The organism is Primorskyibacter aestuariivivens, from assembly GCF_028023675.1.
GTDB lineage: Bacteria > Pseudomonadota > Alphaproteobacteria > Rhodobacterales > Rhodobacteraceae > Marinovum > Marinovum aestuariivivens.
In genome coordinates, this window is the sequence record NZ_JAQIOZ010000004.1 from 263,867 (window position 1) to 290,468 (window position 26,602).

Here is a 26,602-nt window from a genome sequence, read left to right on the forward strand (position 1 = left end):
CAGTCGCCCCGGTCAGTCATTCGGGCCATCGGACAGTCCCCGGTAGAGCCGACTGTCGAGGTATTGCCGCGTTGCGAACCGCGTGATCACACCCAGCGCGGCGGCGACGGGGACGGCGACCAGCATGCCGACAAAGCCGAACAGCGAGCCGAAAACCGACAGCGCCAGAAGCAGCCACACGGGATGCAGCCCGACAGAGGTACCCACCAGCTTCGGCGTCAGGATATTGCCTTCGATCACCTGCCCCAGCACGAAGATGCCGCCAACCATCGCGATGGAGAACCAGTCGCCCCAGAACTGGAACAGCGCAAGACCAATGGCCAGAACGCCGCCCACCAGCGCGCCGACATAGGGAATAAAGGTGATCAGCCCCGCGATGAACCCCACCACGAGGCCGAATTGCAGCCCCACCAGCATGAGCGCCGCAGCATAATAGGTGCCAAGCACAAGACAGACCGTGCCCATGCCGCGAATGAAACTGGCCAGCGTGGCGTCGATATCGCCCGCAAGCTGACGGATCACCGGCGCATGATCGCGGGGCAAAAGATCGTCGATCCGCGCCACCATATTGTCCCAGTCCAGCAGCATATAGACCGCCACCACCGGCACGATCACAAAGAGCATCACGATATTGATGATCGAGGCGGCGGAGCTGAGGATCGTCTCCAGGAGCTGCCCGCCATAGGACTGGATCTTTTCGCCGATGGCGACCAGCGACTGGCGCAGGGTGCTTTCCGCATCCATCAGCTCGGGAAAACGCTCGATCAGGAAATCGCGCAGGTTGCCGAACAGCGTGGGCGCGATGTTGAACAGGTCGATGGCCTGCGACACCAGCGAGGGGACCACGAGCAGCGCCATGACGATGAAGAGCACAAGCGCGAAAAGCGTGATGATGGTGACGGCAATGGCGCGGGAAAAGCCCATCTTTTCCAGCCGGTCGGCGACCGGATCGAGGAAATAGGCAATCGCGCCCCCGAGCACGAAGGGCAAAAGCACATCGCCAAGGAACCACAGCACCACCGCAAAGACGACGGTGGCGATCCCCCAGTATTTCATCTGATCCCGGACAGGCAGGGCCATGGGCGGTCCTTGTGTGGTTTGCCCCTACATTGCCTGTTGTCGTGGGGGTTTCAAGGGGAGGTGGTGTTGAGGCAGTCGTGTCAGTTTATGGGGGAACCGTGCAAAAACGCGACGGCTCCAAACCAACCGATCCAAGCAAGCAGGAACATGGCGGCCCGGTACCACCTTTGTTTGAGGCCTGAAATGATCTGACAGGTTATCAAATAGGAAAAGGGAAGGGCGATCGTGAAGAAGGACGGAAGCGACGGAATAAAGAGTGCTGCAGTGGGGTTTTCCAGTAGAGAAACCGGAAATTCGTAGAACGCCTAGGCGTAGCTGACAGGAAGGATCGTCACGACACCGAAGGGCAAAAGCAGGGCAAATACGGTGGCCATTAAAACGCGGCGCAATCGCAGGTGATAAACCGACGGCGTCCACTCGGAGGTTAAGCGCGATAATGCGATCTGAGGCCCCAACAGGCCAAAGGCGGTCAAGAACATGCAAATAACAATTGCCGTAGGCTGCATCGGTTGCGTGGTTCCGACAAACATCGCCCGCCACGTCGACTGCGGACAGCAGAATCCACAGGGCCAGGCTGGTTTTGAGCGTGCTGCGGATCGAAGTGGGAACGAGTTTTGGCAAATCTGCGAAAATGTTGTTCTGGCGTGTGTTTCGTAGGGTGGGCAATTTGCCCACCGCTCATTGTCAGGTCTATTTGTATTATCGGTGGGCAGAGTTGCCCACCCTACGTCTGATGCGGTCTCGCGTCAGTCTGGCGGAAGGGCGGCGCTTTGCAAAGCCCCGCTCTTGCCATTGGCGCGGGGCTGGATCAAAACGGGCGCAACCATTGCAAATGCCCAAAGGACGACGCCATGCGCCTTTCCCGCTACTTCCTGCCCGTGCTCAAGGAAAACCCCGCCGAGGCGCAGATTGTCAGCCATCGGCTGATGCTGCGCGCGGGCATGATCAAACAGGCTGCCGCCGGGATCTATTCCTGGCTGCCGCTGGGCTTCAAGGTCCTGCGCAAGATCGAAAACATCGTGCATGAGGAACAGGCCCGCGCCGGTCACATCCCGATCCAGATGCCGATCCTGCAATCGGCGGACCTCTGGCGCGAAAGCGGGCGGTATGAGGCTTACGGCGAAGAGATGCTGCGCATGAAGGACCGGCATGGGCGCGACATGCTTTATACGCCCACCGCCGAGGAGCTGGTGACGGATATTTTCCGCGCGCATGTGGGGTCGTACAAGGACCTGCCGCTGACGCTCTATCAGATCCAGTGGAAATTCCGCGACGAGATCCGCCCGCGCTTCGGGGTGATGCGGGGGCGCGAGTTCTACATGAAGGACGGCTATAATTTCGACCTGACCCAGGAAGACGCGCTGCACGCCTATAACCGCCATCTGGTCAGCTACCTGCGCACCTATGAGCGGATGGGGCTGCAGGCCATTCCGATGCGCGCGGATTCCGGTCCGATTGGTGGGGATGACACGCATGAATTCCTTGTGTTGGCCGAGACGGGCGAGAGCGAGGTTTTCTATGATAGCCAGATCACCGATCTGAAGTTTGGCGACCGCGAGATTGATTATGACGACCGCGCGGCTTGTCAGGCGGTTCTGGAGGAGTTCACCTCGCGCTATGCTCGCACGGATGAGACCCATGACGAGGCGAAATTCTCCGAGGTGCCCGAAGAGCGCCGCCGCACCGCACGCGGGATCGAGGTGGGGCAGATCTTCTATTTCGGGACCAAATATTCCGATGCGATGGGTGCCACCGTGACCGATGACAGCGGCAATCAGGTGCCGGTGCATATGGGCTCGCACGGGATTGGCGTGAGCCGTCTGTTGGGCGCGATCATCGAGGCCAGCCATGACGACAAGGGCATCATCTGGCCCGAGGGCGTGACGCCGTTCCATTGCGGGATCGTGAACCTCAAGCAGGGTGACGAAGAAGCGGATGGGGCCTGTCAGGCGCTGTACGATTCCCTGACGGCACTGGGTTTGGACCCGCTTTATGATGATCGCAACGAACGGGCCGGGGCGAAGTTTGCCACCATGGACCTGATCGGGTTGCCCTGGCGCATCACTGTGGGGCCGCGGGGGCTGAAGAACGGTGTCGTGGAACTGACCTCGCGCCGCACCGGCGAGAGCGAGGAACTGCCCCCCGAAGAGGCCGTCAAGCGCGTGGCGGCGATCTACGCGGGGCGCTGAACATGAAGACGGTTCTTGCGTTTGGCGACAGCCTGACCTGGGGCAAGGATCCGGCAACGCAGGGGCGGCACGCGCCCGAAGACCGCTGGCCCAACGTGCTTCAGGCGGGGCTTGAGGGGGTCGAAGTGATCTCAGAAGGGTTGCGCGGGCGCACCACAGCCTTTGACCAGCCGACGGCATCCTGCGACATGAACGGCACGCGGGCGCTGCCCGCGCTGCTGCACAGCCATGCGCCGCTGGATCTGGTGATCGTGATGCTGGGGCTAAACGATGTGTATTGGGGCTATTCCCGTCCCGACATCACCGCCGGTCTGGTGCGGATCGTCGAGATCATCCGCCACCATCCCTACCGGTTGCCCGACACGCAGGTTCCCAAGGTCCTGCTGGTGGCACAGCCGCCGATGGTCCCGCAAAGCCCGGACCCCAAGATTGCCGGACCGTTGCTGGCCAACAGTCGTCAATTGCCGCTTGCCGTGCAATATGCCGCGCAGGAAACCGGCGTGCGCCACGTGGATATGAGCAAGGTGGCGCATGGCTCGGCGCTGGATGGTGTGCATCTGGACGCCGCCAATACGCGCGCCATGGGCCAAGCGCTGATCAAGCCGGTCAAAGAACTGCTTGAGCTGTAAACTCCCCGCATGCGCTTTGCTGCGTCTGAGTAAGTTCTGCCAATGCCGAGGCCCGTGCGGTTGACACGCTTGATCGGGTCCAGCGGGACACGGTAGAATTGCGCTGAGCAGCAAGAAGGGAGCGCAAATGTTCCTCAGAGCCCTGACCCTGGCCGGAGGGATTACCGGCGCTGCGGGTCTGTCGCAGTTTCCGGAGTTTTCGCAGCAATACGCGCAGCGTCTTGGCGGTGCGGTGGACGAGTTGTCGCGCGTTGTGGCGGAGTTTGATGCCGATGCGGCGGGGGTTGGCCTGACGCGCGACGCGGCTTTGCAAGACCTGGCCAAGGGTGGAGAGCTGGGCGCGGCGCGGGCTGAAACCATGGCGCGTACCATCGAACGGTATGACCGGCTCAGCGCCGATCTTGAGGCGCTTCAGGGGGCAGGGCCGTTTACGCGGGCCTATCTTGCCGCGCGCATGACGGATCGCGATGTGGCACAGCGCGCGATGGAAAATTTCAAACCCGCCGTGCCCGCAACGTTCGAAGGCGCGGTCTTTGCCGGGGTTGGGTTCCTGACGGGATTGTTTGTTCTGGGCGCGATGTTTGCCATCCTGAAATGGCCATTCCGGCGACGCGCGGCAGCATAGATACGATTTCTTCAAAAGATTTCGGTGTTTTACCTGCGGGCGTCGCCGATATTGTGATCGGTCAGGGCATGCAGCACCTTGCAACTGTCCGAGCTCGCCCCGTCACAGGCCGTCGCGATGCGGCTCAGTTCGGCTTCCAGCTTGAGGAGCCGGGCGATCCGTTCGCGGATGGTGACAAGTTGCCGCTCGGCGATTTCCGTTGCCTCGGAACAGGGATGCCCGGGCCGATTATGCAGGTCGATCAGGGACCTGATATCATCCAGTGAAAATCCCAGATCACGGGCATGCCGGATGAATTTCAATCGCTCCAGCGCATTCGCATCATAGCGCCGTTGATTGCCTGCGCTGCGTTCTGCCTCGGCCAACATGCCGATCTCTTCATAGTAGCGGATCGTTGGTATCTTGACGCCGGTCAGACGGGCCATTTTTCCGATGCTCAGCATGAAGAAACCTCTTGAACCTCTAGTCACTAGAGCAATTAGGGTCTGGATACGGGCGATTCAAGGAGAGCAACATGGCGGGCTGCTGTGGGAGCGGGGCAAAATTCGATGGCATGTCGCAGGCGTATAAACGCAGGCTCTGGATCGTGATTGCGTTGAATGCCGGCATGTTTGGTGTCGAGATGACGGCGGGACATATCGCCGGCAGTCAGGCTTTGCAGGCGGATGCGCTGGATTTCGCGGGCGATGCGATGACCTATGGCATTTCCCTTGCGGTGATCGGTGCCTCTGTTCAGACTCGCACGCTGGCGGCGATGGGCAAGGGGATCAGCCTGTTGCTGATGGGGCTCTGGGTCTTTGGGTCTACCCTGTGGCAGGTGATGGGACCGGGTGTGCCGGACGCTCCAGTGATGGGGGTGGTCGGGCTTATGGCGCTTTTGACCAATCTGGCCTCGGTGGGCCTTCTGATGAAATACAAGGATGGCGACGCGAATGTGCGCTCGGTCTGGCTGTGTTCGCGCAATGATGCGATCGGCAATGTCGCTGTGATGGTGGCCGCGCTGGGCGTCTGGGGCACGGGTTCTGGCTGGCCCGATCTGATCGTGGCGGGGATCATGGCGGCGCTGTTTCTCAGCTCGGCCTGGCAGATCCTGCGTCAGGCACTGGAAGAGAGGCGTGCCGAATTGGTCGAGGGCTGACCCCGGCTCAGAGTTCGATCTCTTCCGGTTCTGTCACCGGCGGCTCTTCGGAGGGCATCGGTTCCTTGCGGCGCATGATGATATCGCCATTGGGCAGGATTTCCGGCGGGTGATAGGCGGACCAATCCTCGACCTTGTCCACCAATCCGCGCAGCGCGGGGCCCATTTCCTCGGCAAAGCTGCGCAGCGCCGGTTCCATTTCGTCCGCGAGACCTTCAAGCTCGCGCAGGGCTGGTTCCATTTCGCTCATCAAGCCTTTGAAAAAGAGCTTGGCCCCCTCCTCCATAAGGCTGGTTCCTTTGTCTTGCTCTTCTTGCGCGGCAAGCGGCGTGACAAGGGCGAGGCAGAGCGCAGTTGCTGTCAGGATCTGTTTCATAGCACCGATATAGGCACGGGGGCAGACCCTGTTAAGGGGAATGCGCTGTATTCCGGCATCATGGGTTTGCGGTTTCCGATGACCCGCGCCATGGTGGGGCGACGAGTAAGCGGGGGAGCGCATGGGACAATTCACATACCTGTCGGATGACACGTTGGAGACAATGAACATCACGCCGTCTGACGTGGCCGACGCCATTGAGGCGGCTCTTGTGGCCAAGTCGGAAGGACGGCTGCATGTGGCCCCGAAATCGGCGATTCTGCCCGGGGACGGTCGATACATGATGTCCACGCTGGGAGTGGGCGATGACGGGTTTATCGTGGTCAAACAGGTCACGGTTTGCCCCGACAACCCCGCACGCGGGCTGCCGTCGATCAATGGAGCCATCATGGTGCTGGACGCCGAAACCGGGCTGTTGCGGGCCATGGTCGGGGCCAATTGGGTCACGGCGGTGCGCACTGCGGCGCTTTCGGCGGTTGCCGCACGGCGGCTGGCTGATCCCGGGTCGGAAAGCGTCGGCTTTATCGGGACAGGCGTGCAGGCGCGGGCGCATCTGGACGCCTTTGCCGGGATGTTTCCGCTCAAACGTATCAAGGCCTTTGGCCGCGGTCGCGCCAATCTTGATGCGTTGTGCGACCATGCGCGGGGCATGGGGCTGGAGGCCGAGGCCAGCGACACGCCGGAGGCGGCGCTGCGCGATGTCGATCTGGTGGTCACGTCGGTGACGCTGAACTACGACATCGAACCTTTTCTCGATGCGCGCTGGCTGAAACCGGGCTGTTTCGCCGCGATCACCGATCTGGGCCTGCCGTGGTATTCTGAGAGCATGGCGGCCTTTGGCACGGTGATCGTGGATGACCGTGAACAGGAAAGAGAAAGCCCCAAACCGATTCTGCCTTATGATCAGGTGTCCGGGGATCTGACCGAGCTGGTGTCGGGGGAGGTCGCGCCAAAGGCAGGGCCAATGGCATTTGCCTTTCGCGGCATCGCGCTGGGTGATTATGCGGCAGCGGTTCTGGCGGTGCAAAAGGCCGACGCAACCGGGGCCGGACAGCGGGTCAGCGGCTAGAGCGTTTCCAGTTTAACTTGAATCGCCAATACCCCGCCACGCCTTCGGCGCTCTCGGGACATTGGCGATGCCTTGGTTCAGCGAAAACTGGAACGCTTTAAAGCGCCCGGCACCAGACCTGCAACGGTTTGTCGGTCTCGTGATCCTGATCCACATCCTTCCAGCCGAAATGCGCCATTGCGCCGTCGATGGGCGCGTAGCCGCGTTTGCGCCAGAACGGATCAAGCGGACGGTAGTCGGCGGGGCGCAGAGGGTGATCCGCAGGCCGGACCACACCGCAGAACAGGGAATGGGTATAACCAAAGGCGCGGGCGTGATCTTCGCGCGCATCGAAAAAGGCGTGACCGATCCCCTGTCCCCGGTAACTGGGCAAAAGCACGGATTCAGCGCAGTAGAACACCTGTTCGATGCCCACGGGAAGGGCTCTGGCCACCGCCTGAAATTCTTCGACATGATCGGCCAGCGGCGATCCGGTCGCCGCGCCGATGAGCCGCGTGCCGTCAAAAGCACCGACAAGCACGGCGCGCGCGCTCTCGCGATAGGTCTGGAGGTACTTTTCCTCATAGGCGACATCCCCGTCATAGAGATACGGCCAGTCGCGAAACACCGCGATGCGCAGCCGCGCCACATCGGGCAGCGCGGCATCAAGCGCAGCTCCGGTCAGGACGCGGGTTGCGATCATCCCGAGACCTGCGCCGTCCAGTCGGCGAGGTTGTAATAGGTCACGACGCGGGTGATCTGTCCGTCGCGCAGCGAAAAGAACGACCCGGCAGGCAGGCGATAAGTCTGTCCATGCGCCTTGGGCAGGCCGTCATCGGTCTGCAGATAGGTGCCGATGACGATGTATTCCGCCGCCGCGCGGGTGCCATCGGGGGTGGCAAAGATCACCATATCGGTGAGCTCTTCGCGGTAGCAGCGGCTCATATGGGTGCAGAAGTTTGCGAAGGCGTCCTTGCCTCTGCGCACATTGCCTTCGTTCACGTGATGGGCCACGTCATCGGACAGGCAGTCCAGCATCCGAAGGATATCCCCGGCGTTGAAGGCGTCGAAATAGCGTTGGATCGTGTCTTGGGCTGTCTTTGTGCTCATGTCGGTTGCCGCGCGGGCCCCCAGTTCTGTTCCAGTTTGGCGATGATCTGGTCACGGGTCTGGCGATAGGCGTTGAGCTTGGTTTCGCGCGTCTCGCCAAGGCCCGTCGGGTCCATGATCGGCCAGTAGTCTACCGTCAGATGAAAGACGCGGGTGAGCTCAAGCGCCCGTCTCTGGCTCGCTGGCGACAAGGATACGATCAGATCAAAGGAGGACAGGTCGTCGCCCCATTCCTCCATTTCGTCAAAGCTGCGCGAGCGGTGACGCGACAGTTCGACCCCGATCTCCTGGCAGACGGCGATGGCAAAGCCGTCGATCTCAAGATCATTCTTGACGCCGACCGACTGGACATAGGTTTCCATGCCGTAGAATTTCTTCATGATGCCCTCGGCCATGGGTGACCTTACGGCATTGTGGTCGCAGCAGAATAGGATCGACTGGGGAAGGGGCTTGGAGGCCGACTTGGACACTGGGCTCAAGCTCCGAAATGCAAAACGCAGATCAGCGTGAACAGACGGCGGGCAGTGTCATTGTCCACCTCGGCCTTGCCTTCGAGCCGCTCCTGAAGGATGCGCGCGCCTTCGTTGTGGATGCCGCGGCGGGCCATGTCGATGGTTTCGATCTGGCTGGCGGGCAGGGTCTTGACCGCGTCGAAATAGGATTTGCAGATCTGGAAGTAATCCTTGACCACCTGCCGGAAGGGCGACAGCGACAGGTGGAATTCGGCCGCCTTCTGGTGATCCTCGGTGGCCACATCAAAAACCAGCCGCTTTTCCTTGATCGACAGGCCCAGCCGGTAGGGGCCGGGCGGTGTTTCGCGGTCGTCACGCGCAGGCAGCGAAAACGAGTTCTCTTCCATCAGGTCGAACATGGCGACCTTGCGCTCTTGTTCCACCTCGGGCGTGGGCGGCGGCAGGTTTGCGTCGTCAAGATCAATGTCGATGATGCGGGACATGGGCGGGCCTCGAAACTTGGTACCGCCCGTGCCTACCGGATCGGGTGGCAGCGTGCAATGCGACCTGTGCGGCACTTTTGCGGGCGTCATGCCCGTATCTCAACCGCTGGAGTCGGGGTCCTGCAGCATGACGGTCCCACCGGTTTCGATCGCTTGCAAGGCGGCGCGGATCAGGCGCAGCGCAGCCCGGCCTTCGCGCGCATGGAAGGGCGAGCGGGTGCCGGTGCGGATTTCCTCGATCAGCGCGGTGACACAGATTTCCGGGCCGGGATCACCGCCGGGGCAGGCGATCCAGTTGCTGCCCTGCGCGTCTTTGGTCGTGACACCTGCGGTATCGGAGAGATCGCCAAGGAACCGGTCTGGATTACCCGGATCGCTGGAATAGGCATAGCCCATCGGGCCGTGGATCAGCTCCTGGCTATGGCCCGGCGTGCCTTCGGGCAGACCCCAGTTCAGCGCGATGGAGAGGCTGTGGCCGCCGCTGAAGCGCACGAGGATTTCTGCCGTGTCGATGCCGAAATCATGCACCGGGGAAAGGCGGGGTTTGCCGCGTCCAAGGATGTGGCCGATGGCGGTGACGCTTTCGGCTTCGGCCCCGGTGAGCCAGCGGGCGAGATCGAACAGGTGTCCTGTCATGTCATGCACCGGCCCGCCATTTTCCGACAACCGGTGCATGGCCAGCTTGGGCCGCACCTCGCGCATCTCGGCAAAGCGCAGCGAGAGGGGTCCGCCCAGTCGGCCCGCATCAACCGCTTCTTTGATGGCGCGGTAGCGGAGGAGCCCGCGATACTGGTGGCAGACGGAAAGCGCCGTGCCGTTCGCTTCGGCGGCGGCGATCATGGCGTCAGCTTCGGCAAGCGTGAGCGCCATGGCTTTTTCGCAGAGCACATGTTTGCCCGCTTCTGCCGCGGCGATTGCGATGGCGGGGTGGTCGCAGGCCGGGACGCAAATGCTGACCACATCGACGCCGGAATGGGCGAGCGCCTCTTGCCAGCTGTCCACGCGGGTCGCGCCGTAGCTTTGCGCCAGCGTCTGGGCGCGCTCCGGGGTGTGATCGCAGACCGCGACGAGGCGTGCATCCTCACGCGCTCCCCAGGCGGCGGCGTGTTTGCTCCCCATATCGCCACAGCCGATGATCGCCACGCCCAGCATGCTCACGCCTCCAGCCCGGTCAGATGCGCCTTGAGCCATGCGGCGTTCGCGGCGCAGGCGCGGTCATTATCCTCGGCGTTGTCTTGTTCGGCGGTGATCCAGATGTCCCGTCCCCGCTGTGCGGCCAGCCACTCCCAGGCCGGGGCGAAATCCACCACGCCCTCGCCGAGGTGACAAGTGTTCTGCCCGTCTTCCCATGTGATGAAATCCTTGAAATGCAGCACATGGACCTGCGCGCCGATCTCGTCCAGCAGATCGACCATGCCATAGCCGCCCTTGACCGCCCAGCCCAGATCGGGGGCGAAGCCCAGCGGGTCGATCCGCGCGGCGTGCAGGCGTTGCCAGATGTGGCGCGCGTTGCGGAATTCCCAGTCGTGGTTGTGATAGAGCAGGGTCACGCCGTTCTCGGCGCAGTGGGTGGCCATGGCGCGGAGGCGGTCGATCTCGGCGTCGAGCGCGTTGTCATTGTCCACATTCAGCCCGGAATAGATCAGGTAACGGGACTCCAGCGCGCCGAGATAGGAGAGCACTTTGTCCAACCCCGCGCGCTCATCCGCCGCCTGCGCCAGATCGGCGAGGTTGCCGCCCACATGGCAGGCGCTGAGATGCAGCCCGTGGCGGGTGAGCAGGTCACCTGCCTCGTCACTGCTGACCTGTCCCAGCCTGCGAAAGCCGATTTCCACGCCCTCGAACCCGGCCTTGGCAGCGTGGGAGAAGATGTGATCGAAGAGATGATGCTGGGGATCGCCCCAGGTGATGGTCTGCAATGCCGGTCTGAACATGTCCCCTCCCGGTTTTTGTCAGCGAGTCTAGACGCAGGGGCTTGGCCCTGCCAAGGGGCATCAGAGCAGATCGTGGACGGTCTCGGGCGGGCGGCAGATGGCCACGCCCTTGGGGGAACAGACCAGCGGCCGTTCCACCAGCTCGGGATGGGCCACCATGGCGTCGAGGATTTGCTCTTCTGTCGCCGCCCGGTCGGTGAGCCCCAACTCTTTCGCCGGGCCGCGCGCTGTGCGCAGCGCCTCGCGGGCGGTGATCCCGGCCACGGCAAACAGCGCCTGAAGCTGCGGTTTGGTCCAGCCGGCTTTCATATACTGGATCACGACAGGTTCATGGCCCGCCGCGCGGATCAGGTCCAGCGTGGCGCGGGATTTTGAGCAGTTCGGGTTGTGATGGATGACGACGGTCATGGATTCACCCGTTCAGCTTGTTCAGACGCGCAGTCACCGACAGCCCATGCGCCTCAAGGCTCTCGGACCGGGCCAGCACCTCAGCCGCCGGGCCGCAGACTTTGAGCGCCTCGGGGGACATGTGGGACAGGGTTGTGCGTTTCATGAAATCGAGCACCGACAGGCCCGAGGAGAAGCGGGCGGAGCGGGCGGTGGGCAGCACGTGGTTCGGCCCGCCCACATAATCGCCGATGGCCTCGGGCGTCCATTGGCCAAGGAAGATCGCGCCCGCATGGGTGCATTTGTCGGACAACGCCTCTGGGTCGGCCACGCAAAGTTCCAGATGTTCCGGTGCGATGCGGTTTGAAAGCGCTGCGGCTTCGTTCAGATCGGCAACGGTGATCACCGCACCGAAATCGCGCCAGCTTGCCCCGGCAATAGCGCGGCGTTCGAGCGTCTCAAGGCGCTTGTCCACGGCCTCGGCCACGGCTTGTCCGAACGCGGCATCGGTGGTGATCAGAAGCGATTGCGCGCTTTCATCGTGCTCCGCCTGACTCATCAGGTCGAGCGCGATCCAGTCGGGATCGTTGTCGCCGTCCGCGATGACGAGGATTTCCGACGGCCCGGCGATCATGTCGATCCCCACCTTGCCAAAGACCCGGCGCTTGGCGGCGGCGACAAAGGCGTTGCCCGGCCCGGTGATCTTGTCCACAGGGGCAATCGTATCGGTGCCATAGGCCAGCGCGGCAATCGCCTGTGCCCCGCCGATGCGGTAGATCTCATCCACCCCGGCGATGCGGGCGGCGAGCAATACTGCCGGGTTCACCACCCCGTCCGGAGTTGGCACGGTGATGGCCAGACGCTCAACGCCCGCCACCTTAGCCGGGATGGCGTTCATCAGCACCGAGGACGGGTAAGAGGCCAGCCCCCCGGGCACGTAAAGACCGGCGGCCGAGACCGGCGTCCAGCGCCAACCCAGCGTCGCGCCATCCGGGTCGGTCCATTTCGCGTCCTCGGGAAGTTGCCGCACGTGATAGGCGCGGATGCGTTCGGCGGCGAGTTCCAGCGCGCGGGCCTCATCCTCGGGCACCTTGGCGCATTCCGCCTCGATCTCTTCAGGTGAAAAGGCCAATTGCAACGCAGTCAGCTCCAGCCGATCAAATTTTGCCGTCAGCTCCAGCACCGCAGCGTCGCCGCGCGCGCGCACATCCGCGATGATGCCAGCGACCACGTCATCCACATCGGGGCTGTCCTCGCGCTTGGCGGAGAGGAGCGCGGTAAAACGGGTTTCGAAATCCGCATCGCGGGTGGACAGGAATTGCGGCATTGTGCGGCTCCTTGAAGGGTCGGGCGGAGACATAGACCGGAGCGGGGGCAGGCTCAAGGGAGACAGGTCGGCGTCACCGTTTCCCAATTGACGCAAATCGCCCACCCCCCTACTGTCGCGCCATTCTCAGGGCGGGGTGAAATTCCCCACCGGCGGTGACAGCCCGCGAGCGCCTGCCATGGTGGCAGGGTCAGCAGATCCGGTGAAATTCCGGGGCCGACGGTGAAAGTCCGGATGGGAGAGAATGGGGCGTTTCCGGTTTTGGCCGGGAGCGTTCTGACGCTCTGGGATTCTGTCATGTGGAAAGGATCGAGAGCTATGACAAAATCCCCCAAATTCGCCTTTATCAAGGCACAGTGGCACGCCGATATCGTCGATCAGGCGCTGGTGGGCTTTCGCGCGCGGTTGGACGAGTTGAGCGCCGGGGCCGAGGTGACGGTGTTTGACGTGCCCGGCGCGTTTGAGATGCCGCTTCTGGCGCAAAAACTGGCCGCAAGTGGCGAGTATGACGCGATCGCCGCCGCCGCGCTGGTGGTTGATGGCGGCATTTACCGGCATGATTTCGTGGCGCAGGCTGTGGTCACCGGGCTAATGGAAGCCGGGCTGAAAACAGGCGTGCCGGTCTTGTCCGTGTCGTTGACGCCGCATCACTTCCAGCCGAGCGAAGAGCATCACGGCTTCTACCACGCACATTTCGTGAAAAAGGGGCGCGAGGCGGCCGATGCGGCCATGCAGGTGACGGCGGTGCATGCTGGGCTTGAACGCGCCGTGCCTATCGCCGCCGAATAACGCTTTGGACCGGTCCCGCAGTCGGGGCCGGTCCCGTCCTGCTTGGTTCCGTTGAACAGGCTCGCTAGGCTGCGGCCATGGCAAACAAGAGGCGCGGCATGGCAAACCCAAAGAACATCCTGTTCATCATGTTCGATCAGCTGCGCAGGGATTACCTGAGCTGCTACGGCCACAAAACCTTGCACACCCCCAATATCGACCGGCTGGCCAGTATGGGCGTGCGGTTCACCCGCGCTTATATCCAGTCGCCCATCTGCGGCTCGTCGCGCATGTCCACCTACACTGGTCGCTACGTGCATTCCCATGGCGCAAGCTGGAACGGTATCCCGCTCAAGGTCGGCGAGATGACCATGGGTGACCACCTGCGCAAGGCGGGCATGGACTGTTACCTTGTTGGCAAGACGCATATGCGCGCCGATGAAGAGGGTATGGCGCGGCTGGGGCTGGAACCCGATAGCGTGATTGGCGCGCGTGTCGCGGAATGCGGGTTTGACGTGTTCGAACGCGATGATGGCATGCGCCCCGAAGGCCCGGACGGGTTTTATGACGAGGGTGGAGCGCAGGCTTATAACCACTGGCTGCGCGCCAAGGGGTATGAGAGCGATAACCCCTGGCATGACTTCGCCAATTCCGGGCTGGACGCGGAGGGCAATGTGCTGTCGGGCTGGTTTCTGAAGAACTCATCCGAGGCCGCCAATATTCACGAGCCCGATAGCGAGACGCCCTATCTGACCGGGCGCGGCATGGAGTTCATGGCCTCCCATGACGGTCCGTGGTGCTGCCACCTGTCCTATATCAAGCCGCACTGGCCCTATGTCGTGCCTGAACCTTATGCCAGCATGTATGGCCCCGAGGATGTGCAGGAGGTGATCCGCTCGGACGCCGAACGCGAAAACACGCATCCCGTGCTGCGCGCCTTCATGGACACAGCCATAGGCCAGAGCTTTTCCCGGAAGGAGGTGCGCGACGCGGTGATCCCGGCCTATATGGGGCTGATCAAACAGGCCGATGACCAGATGGGGCGGCTGTTTGCCTGGCTGGAAGAGACCGGGCGCATGGGTGACACGATGATTGTCCTGACCTCGGATCACGGCGATTTCCTTGGCGATCACTGGATGGGGGAAAAGACGTTTTTCCACGATGCATCCACGAAGATCCCACTAATCATCTACGATCCCTCGCCAGAAGCGGATGTAACGCGCGGGATGGTCTGTGACGCATTGGTTGAATCTATTGATCTTGCGCCGACTTTCGTGGACGCGGCAGGGGCGGAGCCTGCCTATCACATTCTCGAAGGTGAAAGCCTGTTGCCGATCCTGCGGGGCGAGACAAAAGAGACCGCTCGGGACTACGTGATCTGTGAATACGACTATTCTGCCTCGCCCATTGCGGACAAGCTGCAGGCCAACGTGCGCGACGCGGTGATGTTCATGGTCGCGGACACGCGCTGGAAGCTGATCCACTGCGAGGGGGGCTATCGCCCGATCCTGTTTGATCTGGAAAACGACCCCGACGAATTACATGATCTGGGCGACAGCGACGTGCATGCAGACGTCATTGCCATGATGTATGACCGGCTCTTCGCATGGGCGCGCAGGCCGTCGCAGCGCACCACCCGGTCCGCGGCGCAACTGGTCGAAATGCGCACCAAGTCACGGGGGCGCGGGGTTGTTCTGGGGGTTTATGACGAGAATGACACGCCGCTGGAACTGACGGTGAAATATCGCGGGCGCAAAGCGCCGAATATGAAGAACAGACCCGACGGGTGAGACACTGGCCACGGAGAGTGATGCTCGCAAGTCCGGAATGCGGACGAAGTTGGCCTCGCGCTAGCCGCGCGTCGCCGTGCCGGGGGGCGGTCGCCATTGGAGCGCCATTGGCCCGAGCAACAATGGCGGCGCGATGCGCGGCGGCCTTCGGCCTTGATTCCGCGCGGGCGGCGTCCACATCCGGCTCGATCCTGCCGTTCACGAACGCCCCCCGAATTCAATTCCCACCTGCTGGAAACAGCAACCTCAAACGCATCACCCGACCTTGGCGCCTTCCGGCACGGTCCTCGGTGCGGCGTTCAGTTTTTCGATGGCAAAACCCGCTGCCGATTTATACCCGGCTATGAAGGCTGCGCGCTCTTCGGGTGGGATCACGTCGTCGATGTCGTCGAATTCGCCACCGCAGCGGTCGTTGACCATGTTCAATAGCCCAAACGGCCCCGCCCCGCGATTGCGCAGGATCAGCTCTGATACCGGCCCGCACAGCTCCTTGTCATAAGCGGCCAGTGCCTCTTGGGTCACGCCATGCTTCAGCAGGTCCACAGCCATCACCCGAGCGTCGATAATCGCCTGGCTCGCGCCATTCGAACCGGTTGGATACATGGCATGCGCCGCATCCCCCATCAGCGCCACCGCGCCGTCAACCCATGTGGGGATGGGATCGCGGTCGATCATCGGGTTTTCATAGGCGACATCCGCGCCGCGGATCAGGGCGGGCACATCCAGCCAGTCCCATTGCCAGCCCTCGAAATGATGGATGAAATCGGCAATCTTAACCTGCCGGAACCAGCCGGTTGCATCATGCGCGTCCGGTTCATCATAGGTCACTTCGGCGATCCAGTTGATCAGGGACAGCCCGTCCGCGTCGGGGGCCGAAATCGGGTAGATCACCATGCGTTGCGCATGGGTGCCAAGCCCCACAAAGGACGCGCCGGTGCGGATCACCCTTGCCCGGGTCGTGCCGCGCCACATCACCGCGCCGCCCCAGTGAATCGGCGGTTGGTCGGGATGCATCTGGGCGCGGACCCTGGAATGGATGCCATCGGCCCCGATTAGCAGCGTGCCACTGACCTCGGATGTGGTGCCGCCGATATGGGACAGCTGTGCCGTCACGCCGCCATCCGGGGTCGGCGTGTATCCGGTTACGCGGCTGCCGAGCCGTACCGCCTCCGCACCGGCCCGCGCCCGCAGCTTGGCGTAGAGCAGCATGTGAAACTGCCCGCGATGCACCGCATATTGCGGCCAGTCATAGCCCGCCCATGTGCCGCGTGGCTCGGCATGGATGTCATTGCCGTTCAAGCCCACCAGCGCCCATTCCCTGACGGGCAGGCCGACGCTGTCGAGGTCGGCCGCGCTGATGCCAAGATCGTAAAGCTCGCGCACCGCATTGGGCTGAAGGTTGATGCCCACGCCCAGCGGCCGCAAGGAGCCCACGGTTTCAAAGACCGTACAGCGCACACCGATCTGATGCAGGGTCAGTGCCAGTGCCATCCCGCCGATACCGCCGCCTGCGATCAGGACATGTGGCTCCCGCATGATGTGATCCTCCCGTGTTGGGCCATTCAAACCCAAGCCGCCCCTGTGCCGCAACCCGCTTGTGATGTGTCGCGACCCATGCCAAGGAACGTCATGAGCAACGAGACATTTGAAATCTTCCTGGCCTGCGCCCCGGGGCTTGAGCCGATCCTGAGGGACGAGGCGCGCGCGCTGGGGTTTGACAAACCCGCCTGTGTCCCCGGTGGTGTGACAGTGCAGGGCGGCTGGCGTGATGTCTGGCGCGCAAATCTGGAACTGCGCGGTGCGGGGCGGGTCTCGGCTGGACTGGGCGGGTTCCGCGCGATGCATCTGGCACAGCTCGACAAACGTGCGCGCAAGTTTCCATGGGGCGATGTCCTGCGCCACGATGTTCCGGTCAAGGTCGAGGCCACCTGCCGGAAATCGCGGATCTACCATGACAAGGCCGCCGCGCAGCGGATTGAAACTGCTTTGAGCGAAGCCGCCGGTATCCCGGTCAGCAAGGATGCCGCGATCACCTTGCGGTGCCGGATCGAGGATGACCTCTGCTCCTTCAGCATCGACACCTCGGGCGCGCTTTTGCACAAGCGCGGCCACAAGGAAGCGGTGGGCAAGGCCCCGATGCGCGAAACGCTGGCCTCTCTGTTCCTGCGGCAATGCGGCTATACCGGAACCGAGCCGGTGATCGATCCGATGTGCGGCTCTGGGACTTTTGTGATCGAAGCTGCGGAAATGGCGCTTGGCCTTAAACCCGGGCGGTCGCGCAGCTTTGCCTTTGAGCAGCTTGTCAGTTTTGACGCCGAGGCCTGGGAGGCCATGAAAGCCACGCAGCCCCCGCGTGACTGTGTCTTCACCTTCCGTGGATCGGACCGCGATGCAGGTGCTGTTGCCATGTCCCGCCAGAATGCGGACCGCGCGGGCGTGTCATCGGTGACGGAGTTCGCCCATCACGCGGTCAGCGATCTGCAGCGCCCCGATGGCCCGCCGGGGTTGGTTATCGTGAACCCGCCCTATGGCGGACGGATCGGCAACAAGAAGCTGCTCTATGCACTGCATGCCTCGCTGGGTCAGGTGATGAAAGAGCGGTTCGCGGGCTGGCGCATGGGCATCATCACCAACGAAGCCGGGCTGGCCCGCGCCACGGGTCTGGACCTGCAAACCGGGCCGCCGGTCGCGCATGGCGGTCTGAAAGTACGGCTGTTTCAGGCGCGCATCCCCGGCTGAGGCAGGTCGCGCGCTACATGTTCCCCGGTGGCAGCAGCTTGCCCGGATTGAGAATGTTCTTGGGGTCATAGGCGGTTTTGATCGCGCGCATATAGCTGAGCGCTGGCCCGTGTTCGCGCGCCATATAGGCCTGTTTGCCGATGCCGATCCCGTGTTCGCCGGACACCGTCCCGTCAAGCGCGAGGGCGCGGTCGTTCAACTCGTTCACGAAATCCTTGCAGGTTTGCAATTCCGTGGCGTTGTCCGGGTTCACGCGCAACCCGCAATGGAAATTGCCGTCCCCCACATGGCCCACGATGGTCGAGGTGATGCCAAGCTCTTGCGTCCGGGTCTCGGCCCAGGTCACCGCTTCGGCCAGCTTGGAAATGGGGACGCAGACATCGGTCGCCATGGTGCGTTTGCCGGGGTCGAGCGCGTTATTGGCGTAATGCGCGCCGTGGCGCAGCGCCCAAAGACGGTTTCGCGCCTCGGTGCTTTCGGCTTTGGCAAACCCCGTTGCACCGAATTCTTCGGCGATCTCGCCAAACGCGCCAGCCTGTTCACGTACCGCGTTGGGCGAGCCCTGAAACTCAAGGAAGAGATGCGGTTTTTCCGGCAGGCCCGCGCCATTGTGCAGGTTGAAGCCGCGCACCATCATGGCATTGACCAGCTCGATCCGGGCCATTGGGATGCCCGATTGAATGGTCAGGATCACGCAATTCACGGCATCTTCGACGCTGTCGAACCGGCAGGTGGCGGCAGAAATCGCCTCGGGCTGGCCCTGAAGCTTTAGCGTCAGTTCGGTGATGATACCCAAGGTGCCTTCGGACCCCACCAGCAGATGGGTCAGGTCATAGCCGGTCGAGGATTTCCGCGCCTGCGACCCCGTGCGGATGATCGTGCCGTCGGCCATCACGGCCTCAAGCGCCAGAACGTTTTCACGCATCGTGCCGTAGCGCACCGCCATGGTGCCCGAGGCACGCGTCGCCGCCATGCCGCCGATGGAGGCATTTGCACCGGGATCAATAGGAAAGAACAGCCCCGTGGCGCGCAGCTCTGTATTCAGCGCTTCGCGGGTCATCCCGGGCTGGACCACGCAATTCAGGTCCTCGGCATTTACCGCCAGAAGCTTGTTCATCCGCATCATGTCGAGGCTGATCCCGCCCTTGATCGGAAGGTGCTGACCTTCAAGCGAGGAGGCAGCGGCAAAGGCGGTCACCGGGCAGTCATGGGCGTGGCAGATCCGCAGGATTTCGGACACCTCTTCGGTGCTTTCAGGAAAGGCCACGGCATCCGGCAGTGCGGTTGCGTAATAGGATTCATTCTGCCCGTGCTGCGCGAGATGGCTTTCGCCGGTGGTGAGGCGGTCGCCAAGAAGCGCGCGCAGCTCTGTCAGGGCCTGTTCGGTTGCCATGTGATGGGTTCCCTTGCGAGAAGATTGGTTGCGGGATCATTGCGCAGCCTTTGGGGCAGACACAAGGGCCGGGCTTTTTCGCCGGTTCCGATCTGGCGAGGGCAAATTCCTTCGAAGGAATTTGCAAATCTTTTGGAAAAGATTTGCGTCCCCCTTTGTCAAAAAGCGGTCAGCGCGGCGTCGGCGTGGTCGCCTTGTTGTAAGGCTTCCAATCGGTGATTTCCGGATAATACATCGCCCGCCATGCCCGCACGCGGGGGTTCATGACGCGCCGCCACAGCGGCGGGATCAGTGCCGCGATGGTCATGATCGGATAGCCATAGGGCAGCTGTGGCGCATCGGCCTCGGTGTAGTTCTGTAACAGCGGGAAGCGCCGGTCGGGCTTGTAATGATGGTCGGAATGGCGCTGGAGATTGATCAAGAGCCAGTTCGACGCTTTGTGCGCGGCGTTCCAGCTGTGGCGCGGCTGGACATGTTCGTATTTGCCTTCGCCCAGATGTTTGCGGGTTAACCCGTAATGCTCCACGTAATTGACCAGTTCCAGTTGCCAGATCGCGGTGAAGGCCTGCAACACGAACAGGCCAAGCCCCATCCATCCGCCCAGAAGCGCCGCGAGCCCCAGCATCAGCGCCTGAAGCGTCCAATAACGCAGGAACGGATTGGATGGGTGCCAGAACCCCACGCCCTTGCGCGCCAGCATCTCCTTCTCCGCCTTGATCGACGACCGGAATGACCCGCGCAGCACGCGCGGAAAGAAAAGGTGGAAATTCTCGCTATAGCGCGCGGTGACCGGGTCGCGCGGGGTGCCGACATAGCGGTGATGGACCAGCAGGTGTTCAGACCGGAAATGCGAATAGAGTACCATGGCCAAAAGGATATCGCCCAGCCAGCGCTCGAACTTGTTCTTCTGGTGCATCAGTTCGTGGCTGTAATTGATCCCGATGGTGCCGGTGATCACGCCCACGCCAAAGAACAGCACCACGGTTTCCAGCGTGCCCAGATGCTCGGCGCGCGGGACGTACCAGATCAGCCCGAACAGCGTGAGAAACTGTGCCGGTGCCCAAAGAAGAGTGAGCCGCTTGTACCAGCACAGTACATCGTCCGGGGTTTGCGGATCGGCGTTTTCAAGGTTGAGACCTGTCAGCGCATCCAGTGCGGAAAACAGGTACCACGTGGCCAGGGGGGCAAGGATCACGGTCCAGCCGCCAACGGTTGCGCTGATCCAGATCAGCGGGATCAGCAGGAACGAGGCCCAGAAGGGAGCGGCGGATTGCCAGCGGATCAATCTTGACCGGGGGATATCTGTTCTCACGGGTCTGCTCCGCCTGTTGGTCTTGAGGCCATGTAATCCGATTTTATGGCGGTTTTAGGTCTGGTCCAACCGGATCGTCCTTGCGTCACGTCAAATCGGGCGAAAATCTTGTGGTGCGTGGCCGGGCCCACCGGCTAGCTGCGCGTGATATCAAACGCTTTGCGCATCACCGTGGGCAGGTCCGAGGGGCGAAACTCCTCTGCCGCGATGAATTCGCCGCGTGCAGGCTGGCGATCCATCGGGACCAGCGCGGTTTTCACGGCAAGTCGCAGGTGAAAATGGGTGAAGGTATGGCGCGCCTCTGCGCCCGCGTCTTTCCATTCCGCGCGGATGGGTGGGGCAGGGGTGGGGGTGCCTTCGTCCCACTCCGATCCGGGCCAGCCAAGCATGCCGCCCAACAGCCCCTTGTCCGGTCGACGTTCCAGCAAAATCGCCCCATCCACCCGGCGCGCGATATAAGCGATGCCGAAACGGGTGGGTTTCGGTTTTTTCGGGGTCTTTTTCGGCAGCTCAGCCGCCGTTCCATTGGCGCGGGCCAGGCAATCGGGCCGCCATGGGCAGATGCCGCAGGCCGGGTTCTTGGGCGTGCAGATCGTGGCCCCCAAGTCCATGATGGCCTGAGCGTAGTCGCCGGGGCGTTGCCTGGGCGTGATGATGCGGGCCGCTTCGGTCAGCTCAGCCTTGGCCTTGGGCAGGGGCGTGTGAATGTCGTGCAGGCGGGCGATCACCCGCTCGACATTGCCGTCTACCACGGTTTCCGGCAGGTCAAAGGCGATGGCGGCAACTGCGGACGCCGTGTAAGGTCCGATGCCGGGCAGCGACAGAAGGTCAGCATGCGTGCCGGGGAATATGCCATCATGCTCGGCCACCACAGCGCGGGCGCATTTCAGCAGGTTGCGGGCGCGGGCATAATAGCCCAGCCCCGCCCATTCCCCCATGACATCCGCATCCGGCGCGGCGGCCAGATCGGCAACCGTCGGCCAGCGCGCGGTGAACCGGTGGAAGTAGTCCCGGACGGCGGCGACGGTGGTTTGTTGCAGCATGACCTCGGACAGCCAGACGCGGTAGGGGTCGGGCCGCACCCCGGAACGGCGCGCATCGGGACCCACGCGCCATGGCATGACGCGGGCATGCCGGTCATACCAATCAAGAAGCTCGGCAGAGAGGACGTCTGGGTCGCGCAAGAAGTTGCTCGCTGATTCTGGGATTGGTCGGGTTTCGCTGGCATGCGCCGCGATGCGCACTAGAATAGTGCCCGCACAAGGGAGTCAATCGTGACCGAACGCAGACCCACGACAAAAGGATTTGCCCGCACCTCGTCGCTGCTGGACAAACGCATACGACGGGCGAGCGAGAGCCGTGGCTTTGCGGAATCCCGTGTGCTGACCCACTGGGCCGAGATCGTCGGCGAGGATGTGGCCGGGATGGCACGTCCGGTAAACGTCTCTTTTGGCCGGGGCGGCATTGGCGCGACGCTGACCGTTCTGACCACCGGGGCGCAGGCACCGATGCTGGAGATGCAGAAAGAGCGCATTCGTGAGCGGGTTAACGCGGTCTACGGCTATAACGCCATCTCGCGGGTGCGCATTACCCAGACCGCGCCAACCGGATTTGCCGAAGGTCAGGTGCAGTTCGACATGTCCCCCAAGGCCCGCGCCACACCCGAACCCAGCCCCGAGATCACGCGCGCGGCCGCCGATTATGCCGAAGAAGTGAACGACCCAAGCCTCAAGGCAGCGCTTGAAGCTTTGGGCAAGAACGTTTTATCCAAGACCAAACGTTGATTTCCCTTTCCGAAAGGACGCACCATGAACCGCTTGATCCCCGTGGCCATTCTGGCTGTCATTCTGATTGCCGGTGGCGGTTGGTTCCTGAGCCAGGGCGGCTCGACCCCGCCGGATGTGCCGCTGGGTGCCGCCGATGCACAGGAAAACGCGGAAGAGGTGGATACCTCCTCTATCGTTGAGATGGTACAAGGCGACGCTGATGCGCCTGTGACCGTTGTCGAATATGCAAGCTACACCTGCCCGCATTGCGCGACCTTCCACAATGGTCCCTACAAGAACCTGAAATCCGAATATATCGACACCGGCAAGGTCAAGTTCGTCTACCGAGAAGTGTATTTCGACCGCTACGGGCTTTGGGCGTCGATGATCGCGCGCTGCGGCGGGCAGGAGCGGTTCTTTGGCATCACCGACCTGATCTTCAAAGGGCAGTCCGAATGGGTGCGCGCGGGCGAGCCTGCGGCGATTGTCGAAGAGCTGCGCAAGATCGGGCGTCTGGCGGGGTTGGACAACGATCAGCTTGAAGCCTGTCTGCAGGATGGCGACAAGGCCCAGACCCTTGTGGCGTGGTTCCAGCAGAACGCGGATGCCGACGATGTGCGCAGCACGCCGTCCTTCATCATCGACGGTTACAAGTATTCCAACATGGCTTGGGATGAAATGAAGGCGATCATCGACGGCAAGCTGGGCACGGAATGAGCGCAGGCAAGGGGCCGCTTGCGGGTCTGAAAGTCGTCGAACTTGCGCGTATTCTGGCCGGTCCATGGGCTGGCCAGACGCTGGCCGATCTGGGTGCCGAGGTGCTCAAGCTGGAAAGCCCGGCGGGGGATGATACCCGTCGCTGGGGGCCGCCCTTTGTCGAGAAGGACGGCGATATTTCGGCTGCCTATTTCCATTCCTGCAATCGTGGCAAGGACAGCGAGGTCGTGGATTTCCGCACGCCCGAGGGGCAGGCGCGGGTGCGCGAGTTGGTGGCAGATGCCGATATCCTGATCGAGAATTTCAAGGTGGGCGGGCTGGCCAAATACGGGTTGGACTATGACAGTCTGAGCGCGGTTAACCCCGCGCTGATCTATTGCTCGATCACCGGTTTCGGGCAGGACGGTCCCTATGCCCACCGCGCCGGATATGATTTCATCATTCAGGGCATGTCGGGGCTGATGTCCATCACCGGCGAAAAGGGTGGCCAACCGCAGAAATGCGGCGTGGCGATCACCGATATCTTTACCGGGGTCTATGCATCGACAGCGATCCTTGCCGCGGTGCATCAGCGCCACGCGACCGGTCGCGGTCAGTGGATTGACATGAGCCTGTTGGATACGGCGGTTGCGGTGACGGCCAATCAGGCGATGAATTACCTGTCGACCGGGGTGGCGCCGGGGCTCATGGGCAATGCGCATATGAACCTGACCCCTTACCAGGTCTTCGATTGTGCGGATGGTTTCATTATCATCGCCACTGGCAATGATGCACAGTACCAGCGGCTCTGCGATCTTCTGGGTGTGCCCGAGATGGGGCAGGAGCCGCAGTTCCTGACCAATGCCGACCGGTTGGCCAATCGCGACGAGATGACGGCACGTCTGACCGAACGGACGATGACATTTGCCAAGGCTGACCTGCTCGCCGCCTGCGAGGCGCGCGGCGTACCCGCCGGGCCGATCAACGACATGGCCGAGGTCATGGCCGATCCGCAGGTCAGGGCGCGCGGCATGCAGATCGAGGCCGAGGGCGTGCCGGGTGTGCGCTCGCCATTCCGATTCTCGGATGCGGCATTGGCGTTGGACAAAGGTGCGCCGAAGCTTCCGAAATAACCCGCTACATACCGGTCCGAATGCGGCATTTTCTCAAATGTCGCAGATTGCATGCTTCCCGTGGTGCAAATTCTGCTCTATGAGAGGCCCGACAACGATAAGAAGCAGGCAACATGGTCGATCAAACCGCCTCTCAACCGCAGGGGCATGAACACCGGCCTGCACGAGACTGGGTCAGAATTCTAGCCAAATATCGCGAACCGGACGTGACGCGCAGCGCTTTTGAGCTGGTCGTGACCCTTTTGCCGTTTTTGGCACTTTGGGCACTTGCCTGGTGGGCGCTCGAGATCAGTGTCTGGCTGAGCATCGCGCTCTCGCTGGTCAACGGTGGGTTTGTCGTTCGGCTTTTTGCGATCCAGCATGATTGCGGGCATGGAGCCTTTTTCAACAACCGCACTCTCAGTGACTGGGTGGGGCGCGTTCTGGGTGTGCTGACGTTAACGCCCTATGATGTCTGGCGGCATTCGCATTCGATCCATCACAGCGCGGCGGGCAATCTCGAACGGCGCGGGATCGGCGATGTGCACACGCTGACCGTGGCCGAATACCGGGCAATGTCGCCGCTGGGGCGGTTGCATTACCGGCTTTACCGGCACCCGCTGGTGTTGTTCGGGCTTGGGCCGTTCTACCTTTTCTTCCTGCAAAACCGCCTGCCCGTGGGTTTCATGGACCAGCCACGGTTCTGGATCAGCGCCATGGCGACCAACGCGGCCATCCTTGCCCTATGGGTCGGAATTTATGCGCTGGGCGGCTGGGCACCGCTTCTGTTCATCTACCTGCCCTCGACGCTCATGGCCGCATCGGCTGGGGTCTGGCTGTTCTATGTGCAGCATCAGTTCGAGACGACGCTCTGGGACTGCGAGGAAGACTGGCAGCTGCACGAGGCGGCGCTGCATGGCTCATCGCATTACGTGATGCCCGGGGTGCTGCAATGGATCAGCGCCAATATCGGCATCCACCATGTGCACCATCTCTACAGCCGCATCCCGTTCTACCGCCTGCCCGATGTGCTGCGCGATCATGCGGAGCTGGATGAGGGCAACCGCATGACCATTCGCGAAAGCCTGGCAAATGCGCGGCTGCACCTGTGGGACGAAGGCAGTCGGCGGCTGCTGTCCTTTGCTGAGGCGCGGCGGGTTCCGTCCTAGCTCTTGGCCTGTTCCACTGTGGCGCGGTAGAGATGCCACGTGGCGTGGCCCAGCACTGGCAGGACAAAGATCAACCCGACAAACAGCGTCGCAAAGCCCAGGCCCAGCCCGATGGCGACGATCAGGCCCCAGGCGAGGGTCGCCACAGGATTTTTGCGCGCCACGGCAAGCGATGTGGTCACCGCGCGGGGCAGGCCCACATGGCGGTCCACCAGCATCGGGAACGACACGAGGCTGACCATCAGCGCCAGAAGCGCAAATACAAAGCCCACGGCGCAGCCCAGGAGGATCATCGTCCAGCCCGCGCCGGTGGTGAATACATCACTCAGGAACGCGCCGACCGAGGCGTGCGGCTCGGGGCCGAGCGTGGCGGAATGGATATAGAAGGCCGCGACCATCCAGACGGTGAACAGCGCAAGCAGGTAACCGCCCAACACCATGATAGGCGCTGCAGCCGGGGAAAAGGCAATACCAAGCGCATCGCGCCAGTTCGCATCGCGCCCTGCTTCGCGGCGGCGGCTCATTTCATAGAGCCCGACGCCCGCGACCGGACCCAGGATCGCGAACCCGGCCATGAGCGGGAAGACCAGCGGCAAAAGCGTGCCATTGGCAGCAAAAAGGGCCAGCGCAAACCCGATTACCGGGTAGAGCACCACCATCCACATTACATCGGTGCGCATGGCTACAAAGTCGTCATAGCCCTTGTGCAGCGCGGTTTTCAGATCGGATATGCCGATGGATCGCACGCGGATGGGCGCGTCGTCGTGAGAGGCGATTTCCGCGACGATTTCGCCCGCGTTCCTGGCCCCAAGGCCCAGCGCCTGCGCCGTCCATGAGAGGGGATTGCCGATTGTCTGTGCCATAATCCTGTCCTTGCCGTTTGCGTTTGCTTCACGGGTCCGGACGGGTTTCGGTATCCGGAACCCTTTGGGGGAAGTGTAACAGGTTTCGACGGGCTTTGGGCGCGGCTCACGCAGACGTGCTTGGACGGGAGCGGGCTGGCCTCACGCGGATCGCAGGGATGCGGCTGAGCGGTTTCACGGCATGATGCCGTCGTGA

General features: G+C 62.4%; 28 protein-coding genes and 1 riboswitch. Of the genes, 12 read left to right on the forward strand and 16 right to left on the reverse strand.

The features are described from left to right. Positions 1-12: 12 nt before the first annotated feature. Positions 13-1,080 carry an AI-2E family transporter gene (locus PGB28_RS05190; protein ID WP_271420426.1) on the reverse strand — a complete coding sequence of 356 codons (1,068 nt, stop codon included), beginning with the start codon at positions 1,078-1,080 and terminating at the stop codon, positions 13-15. 851 nt (positions 1,081-1,931) lie between these two features. Here PGB28_RS05190 and proS point away from each other — a divergent pair. From proS to PGB28_RS05205, 3 genes are all read left to right on the forward strand, one after another. Beyond that, a complete protein-coding gene (gene proS / locus PGB28_RS05195) occupies positions 1,932-3,269 on the forward strand; it encodes a proline--tRNA ligase (RefSeq protein WP_271420427.1) in 1,338 nt (445 codons plus the stop codon). 2 nt (positions 3,270-3,271) lie between these two features. After that, positions 3,272-3,898 carry a GDSL-type esterase/lipase family protein gene (locus tag PGB28_RS05200; protein WP_271420428.1) on the forward strand — a complete coding sequence of 209 codons (627 nt, stop codon included), beginning with the start codon at positions 3,272-3,274 and terminating at the stop codon, positions 3,896-3,898. Between the two features lie 127 nt (positions 3,899-4,025). Further along, a complete protein-coding gene (locus PGB28_RS05205) occupies positions 4,026-4,523 on the forward strand; it encodes a DUF2937 family protein (protein ID WP_271420429.1) in 498 nt (165 codons plus the stop codon). Between the two features lie 29 nt (positions 4,524-4,552). Here PGB28_RS05205 and PGB28_RS05210 read toward each other — a convergent pair whose 3' ends face one another. Further along, positions 4,553-4,966, reverse strand: coding sequence for a MerR family transcriptional regulator (locus tag PGB28_RS05210; RefSeq protein ID WP_271420430.1), 414 nt, complete (start codon positions 4,964-4,966; stop codon positions 4,553-4,555). 71 nt (positions 4,967-5,037) lie between these two features. Here PGB28_RS05210 and PGB28_RS05215 point away from each other — a divergent pair, with 71 nt between their 5' ends. Beyond that, entirely contained in the window at positions 5,038-5,661 is a 624-nt protein-coding gene (locus tag PGB28_RS05215; protein WP_271420431.1) for a cation transporter, read from the forward strand. A gap of 7 nt (positions 5,662-5,668) precedes the next feature. On the opposite strand, the gene PGB28_RS05220 is transcribed toward PGB28_RS05215, so the two are convergent. Then, on the reverse strand, positions 5,669-6,037 hold the full coding sequence (locus tag PGB28_RS05220) for a hypothetical protein (protein WP_271420432.1): 369 nt from the start codon (positions 6,035-6,037) through the stop codon (positions 5,669-5,671). Between the two features lie 121 nt (positions 6,038-6,158). On the opposite strand from PGB28_RS05220, the gene PGB28_RS05225 reads away from it, so the two are divergent. Then, positions 6,159-7,106 carry an ornithine cyclodeaminase family protein gene (locus PGB28_RS05225; protein ID WP_271420433.1) on the forward strand — a complete coding sequence of 316 codons (948 nt, stop codon included), beginning with the start codon at positions 6,159-6,161 and terminating at the stop codon, positions 7,104-7,106. A gap of 97 nt (positions 7,107-7,203) precedes the next feature. On the opposite strand, the gene PGB28_RS05230 is transcribed toward PGB28_RS05225, so the two are convergent. The 8 genes from PGB28_RS05230 to hisD all read right to left on the reverse strand — a co-directional run bounded on the left by PGB28_RS05230 (position 7,204) and on the right by hisD (position 12,798). Beyond that, positions 7,204-7,788 carry a GNAT family N-acetyltransferase gene (locus PGB28_RS05230; protein WP_271420434.1) on the reverse strand — a complete coding sequence of 195 codons (585 nt, stop codon included), beginning with the start codon at positions 7,786-7,788 and terminating at the stop codon, positions 7,204-7,206. Beyond that, on the reverse strand, positions 7,785-8,195 hold the full coding sequence (locus tag PGB28_RS05235) for a ketosteroid isomerase-related protein (RefSeq protein WP_271420435.1): 411 nt from the start codon (positions 8,193-8,195) through the stop codon (positions 7,785-7,787). The genes PGB28_RS05230 and PGB28_RS05235 overlap by 4 nt, the downstream gene beginning before the upstream one ends. Beyond that, positions 8,192-8,665 (reverse strand): arsenate-mycothiol transferase ArsC, encoded by a 474-nt coding sequence (locus PGB28_RS05240; protein ID WP_271420436.1) that lies wholly within the window; start codon positions 8,663-8,665, stop codon positions 8,192-8,194. Before PGB28_RS05240 ends, PGB28_RS05235 begins: the two co-directional genes overlap by 4 nt. A 5-nt stretch (positions 8,666-8,670) precedes the next feature. After that, entirely contained in the window at positions 8,671-9,150 is a 480-nt protein-coding gene (locus PGB28_RS05245) for a UPF0262 family protein (RefSeq protein WP_271420437.1), read from the reverse strand. A 99-nt stretch (positions 9,151-9,249) separates the two neighbouring features. Further along, positions 9,250-10,341, reverse strand: a complete 1,092-nt coding sequence (locus PGB28_RS05250) for a Gfo/Idh/MocA family protein (protein WP_271420438.1) — start codon at positions 10,339-10,341, stop codon at positions 9,250-9,252. Next, positions 10,305-11,084, reverse strand: a complete 780-nt coding sequence (locus PGB28_RS05255; protein WP_271420439.1) for a sugar phosphate isomerase/epimerase family protein — start codon at positions 11,082-11,084, stop codon at positions 10,305-10,307. The genes PGB28_RS05250 and PGB28_RS05255 overlap by 37 nt, the downstream gene beginning before the upstream one ends. Before the next feature lie 60 nt (positions 11,085-11,144). Continuing rightward, entirely contained in the window at positions 11,145-11,492 is a 348-nt protein-coding gene (gene arsC / locus PGB28_RS05260; RefSeq protein WP_333908220.1) for an arsenate reductase (glutaredoxin), read from the reverse strand. Between the two features lie 4 nt (positions 11,493-11,496). Then, positions 11,497-12,798 carry a histidinol dehydrogenase gene (hisD, locus tag PGB28_RS05265; protein ID WP_271420440.1) on the reverse strand — a complete coding sequence of 434 codons (1,302 nt, stop codon included), beginning with the start codon at positions 12,796-12,798 and terminating at the stop codon, positions 11,497-11,499. A 118-nt stretch (positions 12,799-12,916) separates the two neighbouring features. Next, a riboswitch (FMN riboswitch) is annotated at positions 12,917-13,048 on the forward strand. Positions 13,049-13,116: 68 nt separating this feature from the next. Here hisD and PGB28_RS05270 point away from each other — a divergent pair. Both PGB28_RS05270 and PGB28_RS05275 read left to right on the forward strand, forming a co-directional pair. Then, positions 13,117-13,587 carry a 6,7-dimethyl-8-ribityllumazine synthase gene (locus tag PGB28_RS05270; protein ID WP_271420441.1) on the forward strand — a complete coding sequence of 157 codons (471 nt, stop codon included), beginning with the start codon at positions 13,117-13,119 and terminating at the stop codon, positions 13,585-13,587. Between the two features lie 98 nt (positions 13,588-13,685). After that, positions 13,686-15,356 (forward strand): sulfatase-like hydrolase/transferase, encoded by a 1,671-nt coding sequence (locus PGB28_RS05275; protein WP_271420442.1) that lies wholly within the window; start codon positions 13,686-13,688, stop codon positions 15,354-15,356. 255 nt (positions 15,357-15,611) lie between these two features. On the opposite strand, the gene PGB28_RS05280 is transcribed toward PGB28_RS05275, so the two are convergent. Continuing rightward, the gene (locus PGB28_RS05280; RefSeq protein WP_271420443.1) at positions 15,612-16,892 is read right to left on the reverse strand and encodes a flavin-dependent oxidoreductase; all 1,281 of its coding nucleotides are present in this window, start codon (positions 16,890-16,892) and stop codon (positions 15,612-15,614) included. Between the two features lie 93 nt (positions 16,893-16,985). On the opposite strand from PGB28_RS05280, the gene PGB28_RS05285 reads away from it, so the two are divergent. Then, positions 16,986-18,095, forward strand: coding sequence for a THUMP domain-containing class I SAM-dependent RNA methyltransferase (locus PGB28_RS05285; protein WP_271420444.1), 1,110 nt, complete (start codon positions 16,986-16,988; stop codon positions 18,093-18,095). A gap of 13 nt (positions 18,096-18,108) precedes the next feature. On the opposite strand, the gene PGB28_RS05290 is transcribed toward PGB28_RS05285, so the two are convergent. The 3 genes from PGB28_RS05290 to mutY form a co-directional block, all read right to left on the reverse strand. Next, on the reverse strand, positions 18,109-19,488 hold the full coding sequence (locus tag PGB28_RS05290; RefSeq protein ID WP_271420445.1) for an FAD-binding oxidoreductase: 1,380 nt from the start codon (positions 19,486-19,488) through the stop codon (positions 18,109-18,111). 169 nt (positions 19,489-19,657) lie between these two features. Beyond that, positions 19,658-20,800 (reverse strand): alkane 1-monooxygenase, encoded by a 1,143-nt coding sequence (locus tag PGB28_RS05295; RefSeq protein WP_271420446.1) that lies wholly within the window; start codon positions 20,798-20,800, stop codon positions 19,658-19,660. 134 nt (positions 20,801-20,934) lie between these two features. Further along, positions 20,935-21,984, reverse strand: coding sequence for an A/G-specific adenine glycosylase (mutY, locus tag PGB28_RS05300; protein ID WP_271420447.1), 1,050 nt, complete (start codon positions 21,982-21,984; stop codon positions 20,935-20,937). A gap of 90 nt (positions 21,985-22,074) precedes the next feature. On the opposite strand from mutY, the gene PGB28_RS05305 reads away from it, so the two are divergent. The 4 genes from PGB28_RS05305 (at position 22,075) to PGB28_RS05320 (ending at position 25,543) form a co-directional block, all read left to right on the forward strand. Further along, a complete protein-coding gene (locus tag PGB28_RS05305) occupies positions 22,075-22,584 on the forward strand; it encodes a DUF721 domain-containing protein (protein ID WP_271420448.1) in 510 nt (169 codons plus the stop codon). A gap of 24 nt (positions 22,585-22,608) precedes the next feature. Further along, on the forward strand, positions 22,609-23,283 hold the full coding sequence (locus PGB28_RS05310) for a DsbA family protein (protein WP_271420449.1): 675 nt from the start codon (positions 22,609-22,611) through the stop codon (positions 23,281-23,283). Continuing rightward, entirely contained in the window at positions 23,280-24,395 is a 1,116-nt protein-coding gene (locus tag PGB28_RS05315; protein WP_271420450.1) for a CaiB/BaiF CoA transferase family protein, read from the forward strand. The genes PGB28_RS05310 and PGB28_RS05315 overlap by 4 nt, the downstream gene beginning before the upstream one ends. Before the next feature lie 113 nt (positions 24,396-24,508). Further along, the gene (locus PGB28_RS05320) at positions 24,509-25,543 is read left to right on the forward strand and encodes a fatty acid desaturase (protein ID WP_271420451.1); all 1,035 of its coding nucleotides are present in this window, start codon (positions 24,509-24,511) and stop codon (positions 25,541-25,543) included. Here PGB28_RS05320 and PGB28_RS05325 read toward each other — a convergent pair. After that, positions 25,540-26,406, reverse strand: a complete 867-nt coding sequence (locus PGB28_RS05325) for a DUF2189 domain-containing protein (protein WP_271420452.1) — start codon at positions 26,404-26,406, stop codon at positions 25,540-25,542. The two genes, PGB28_RS05320 and PGB28_RS05325, sit on opposite strands and share 4 nt — an antisense overlap. Positions 26,407-26,602: the final 196 nt, after the last annotated feature.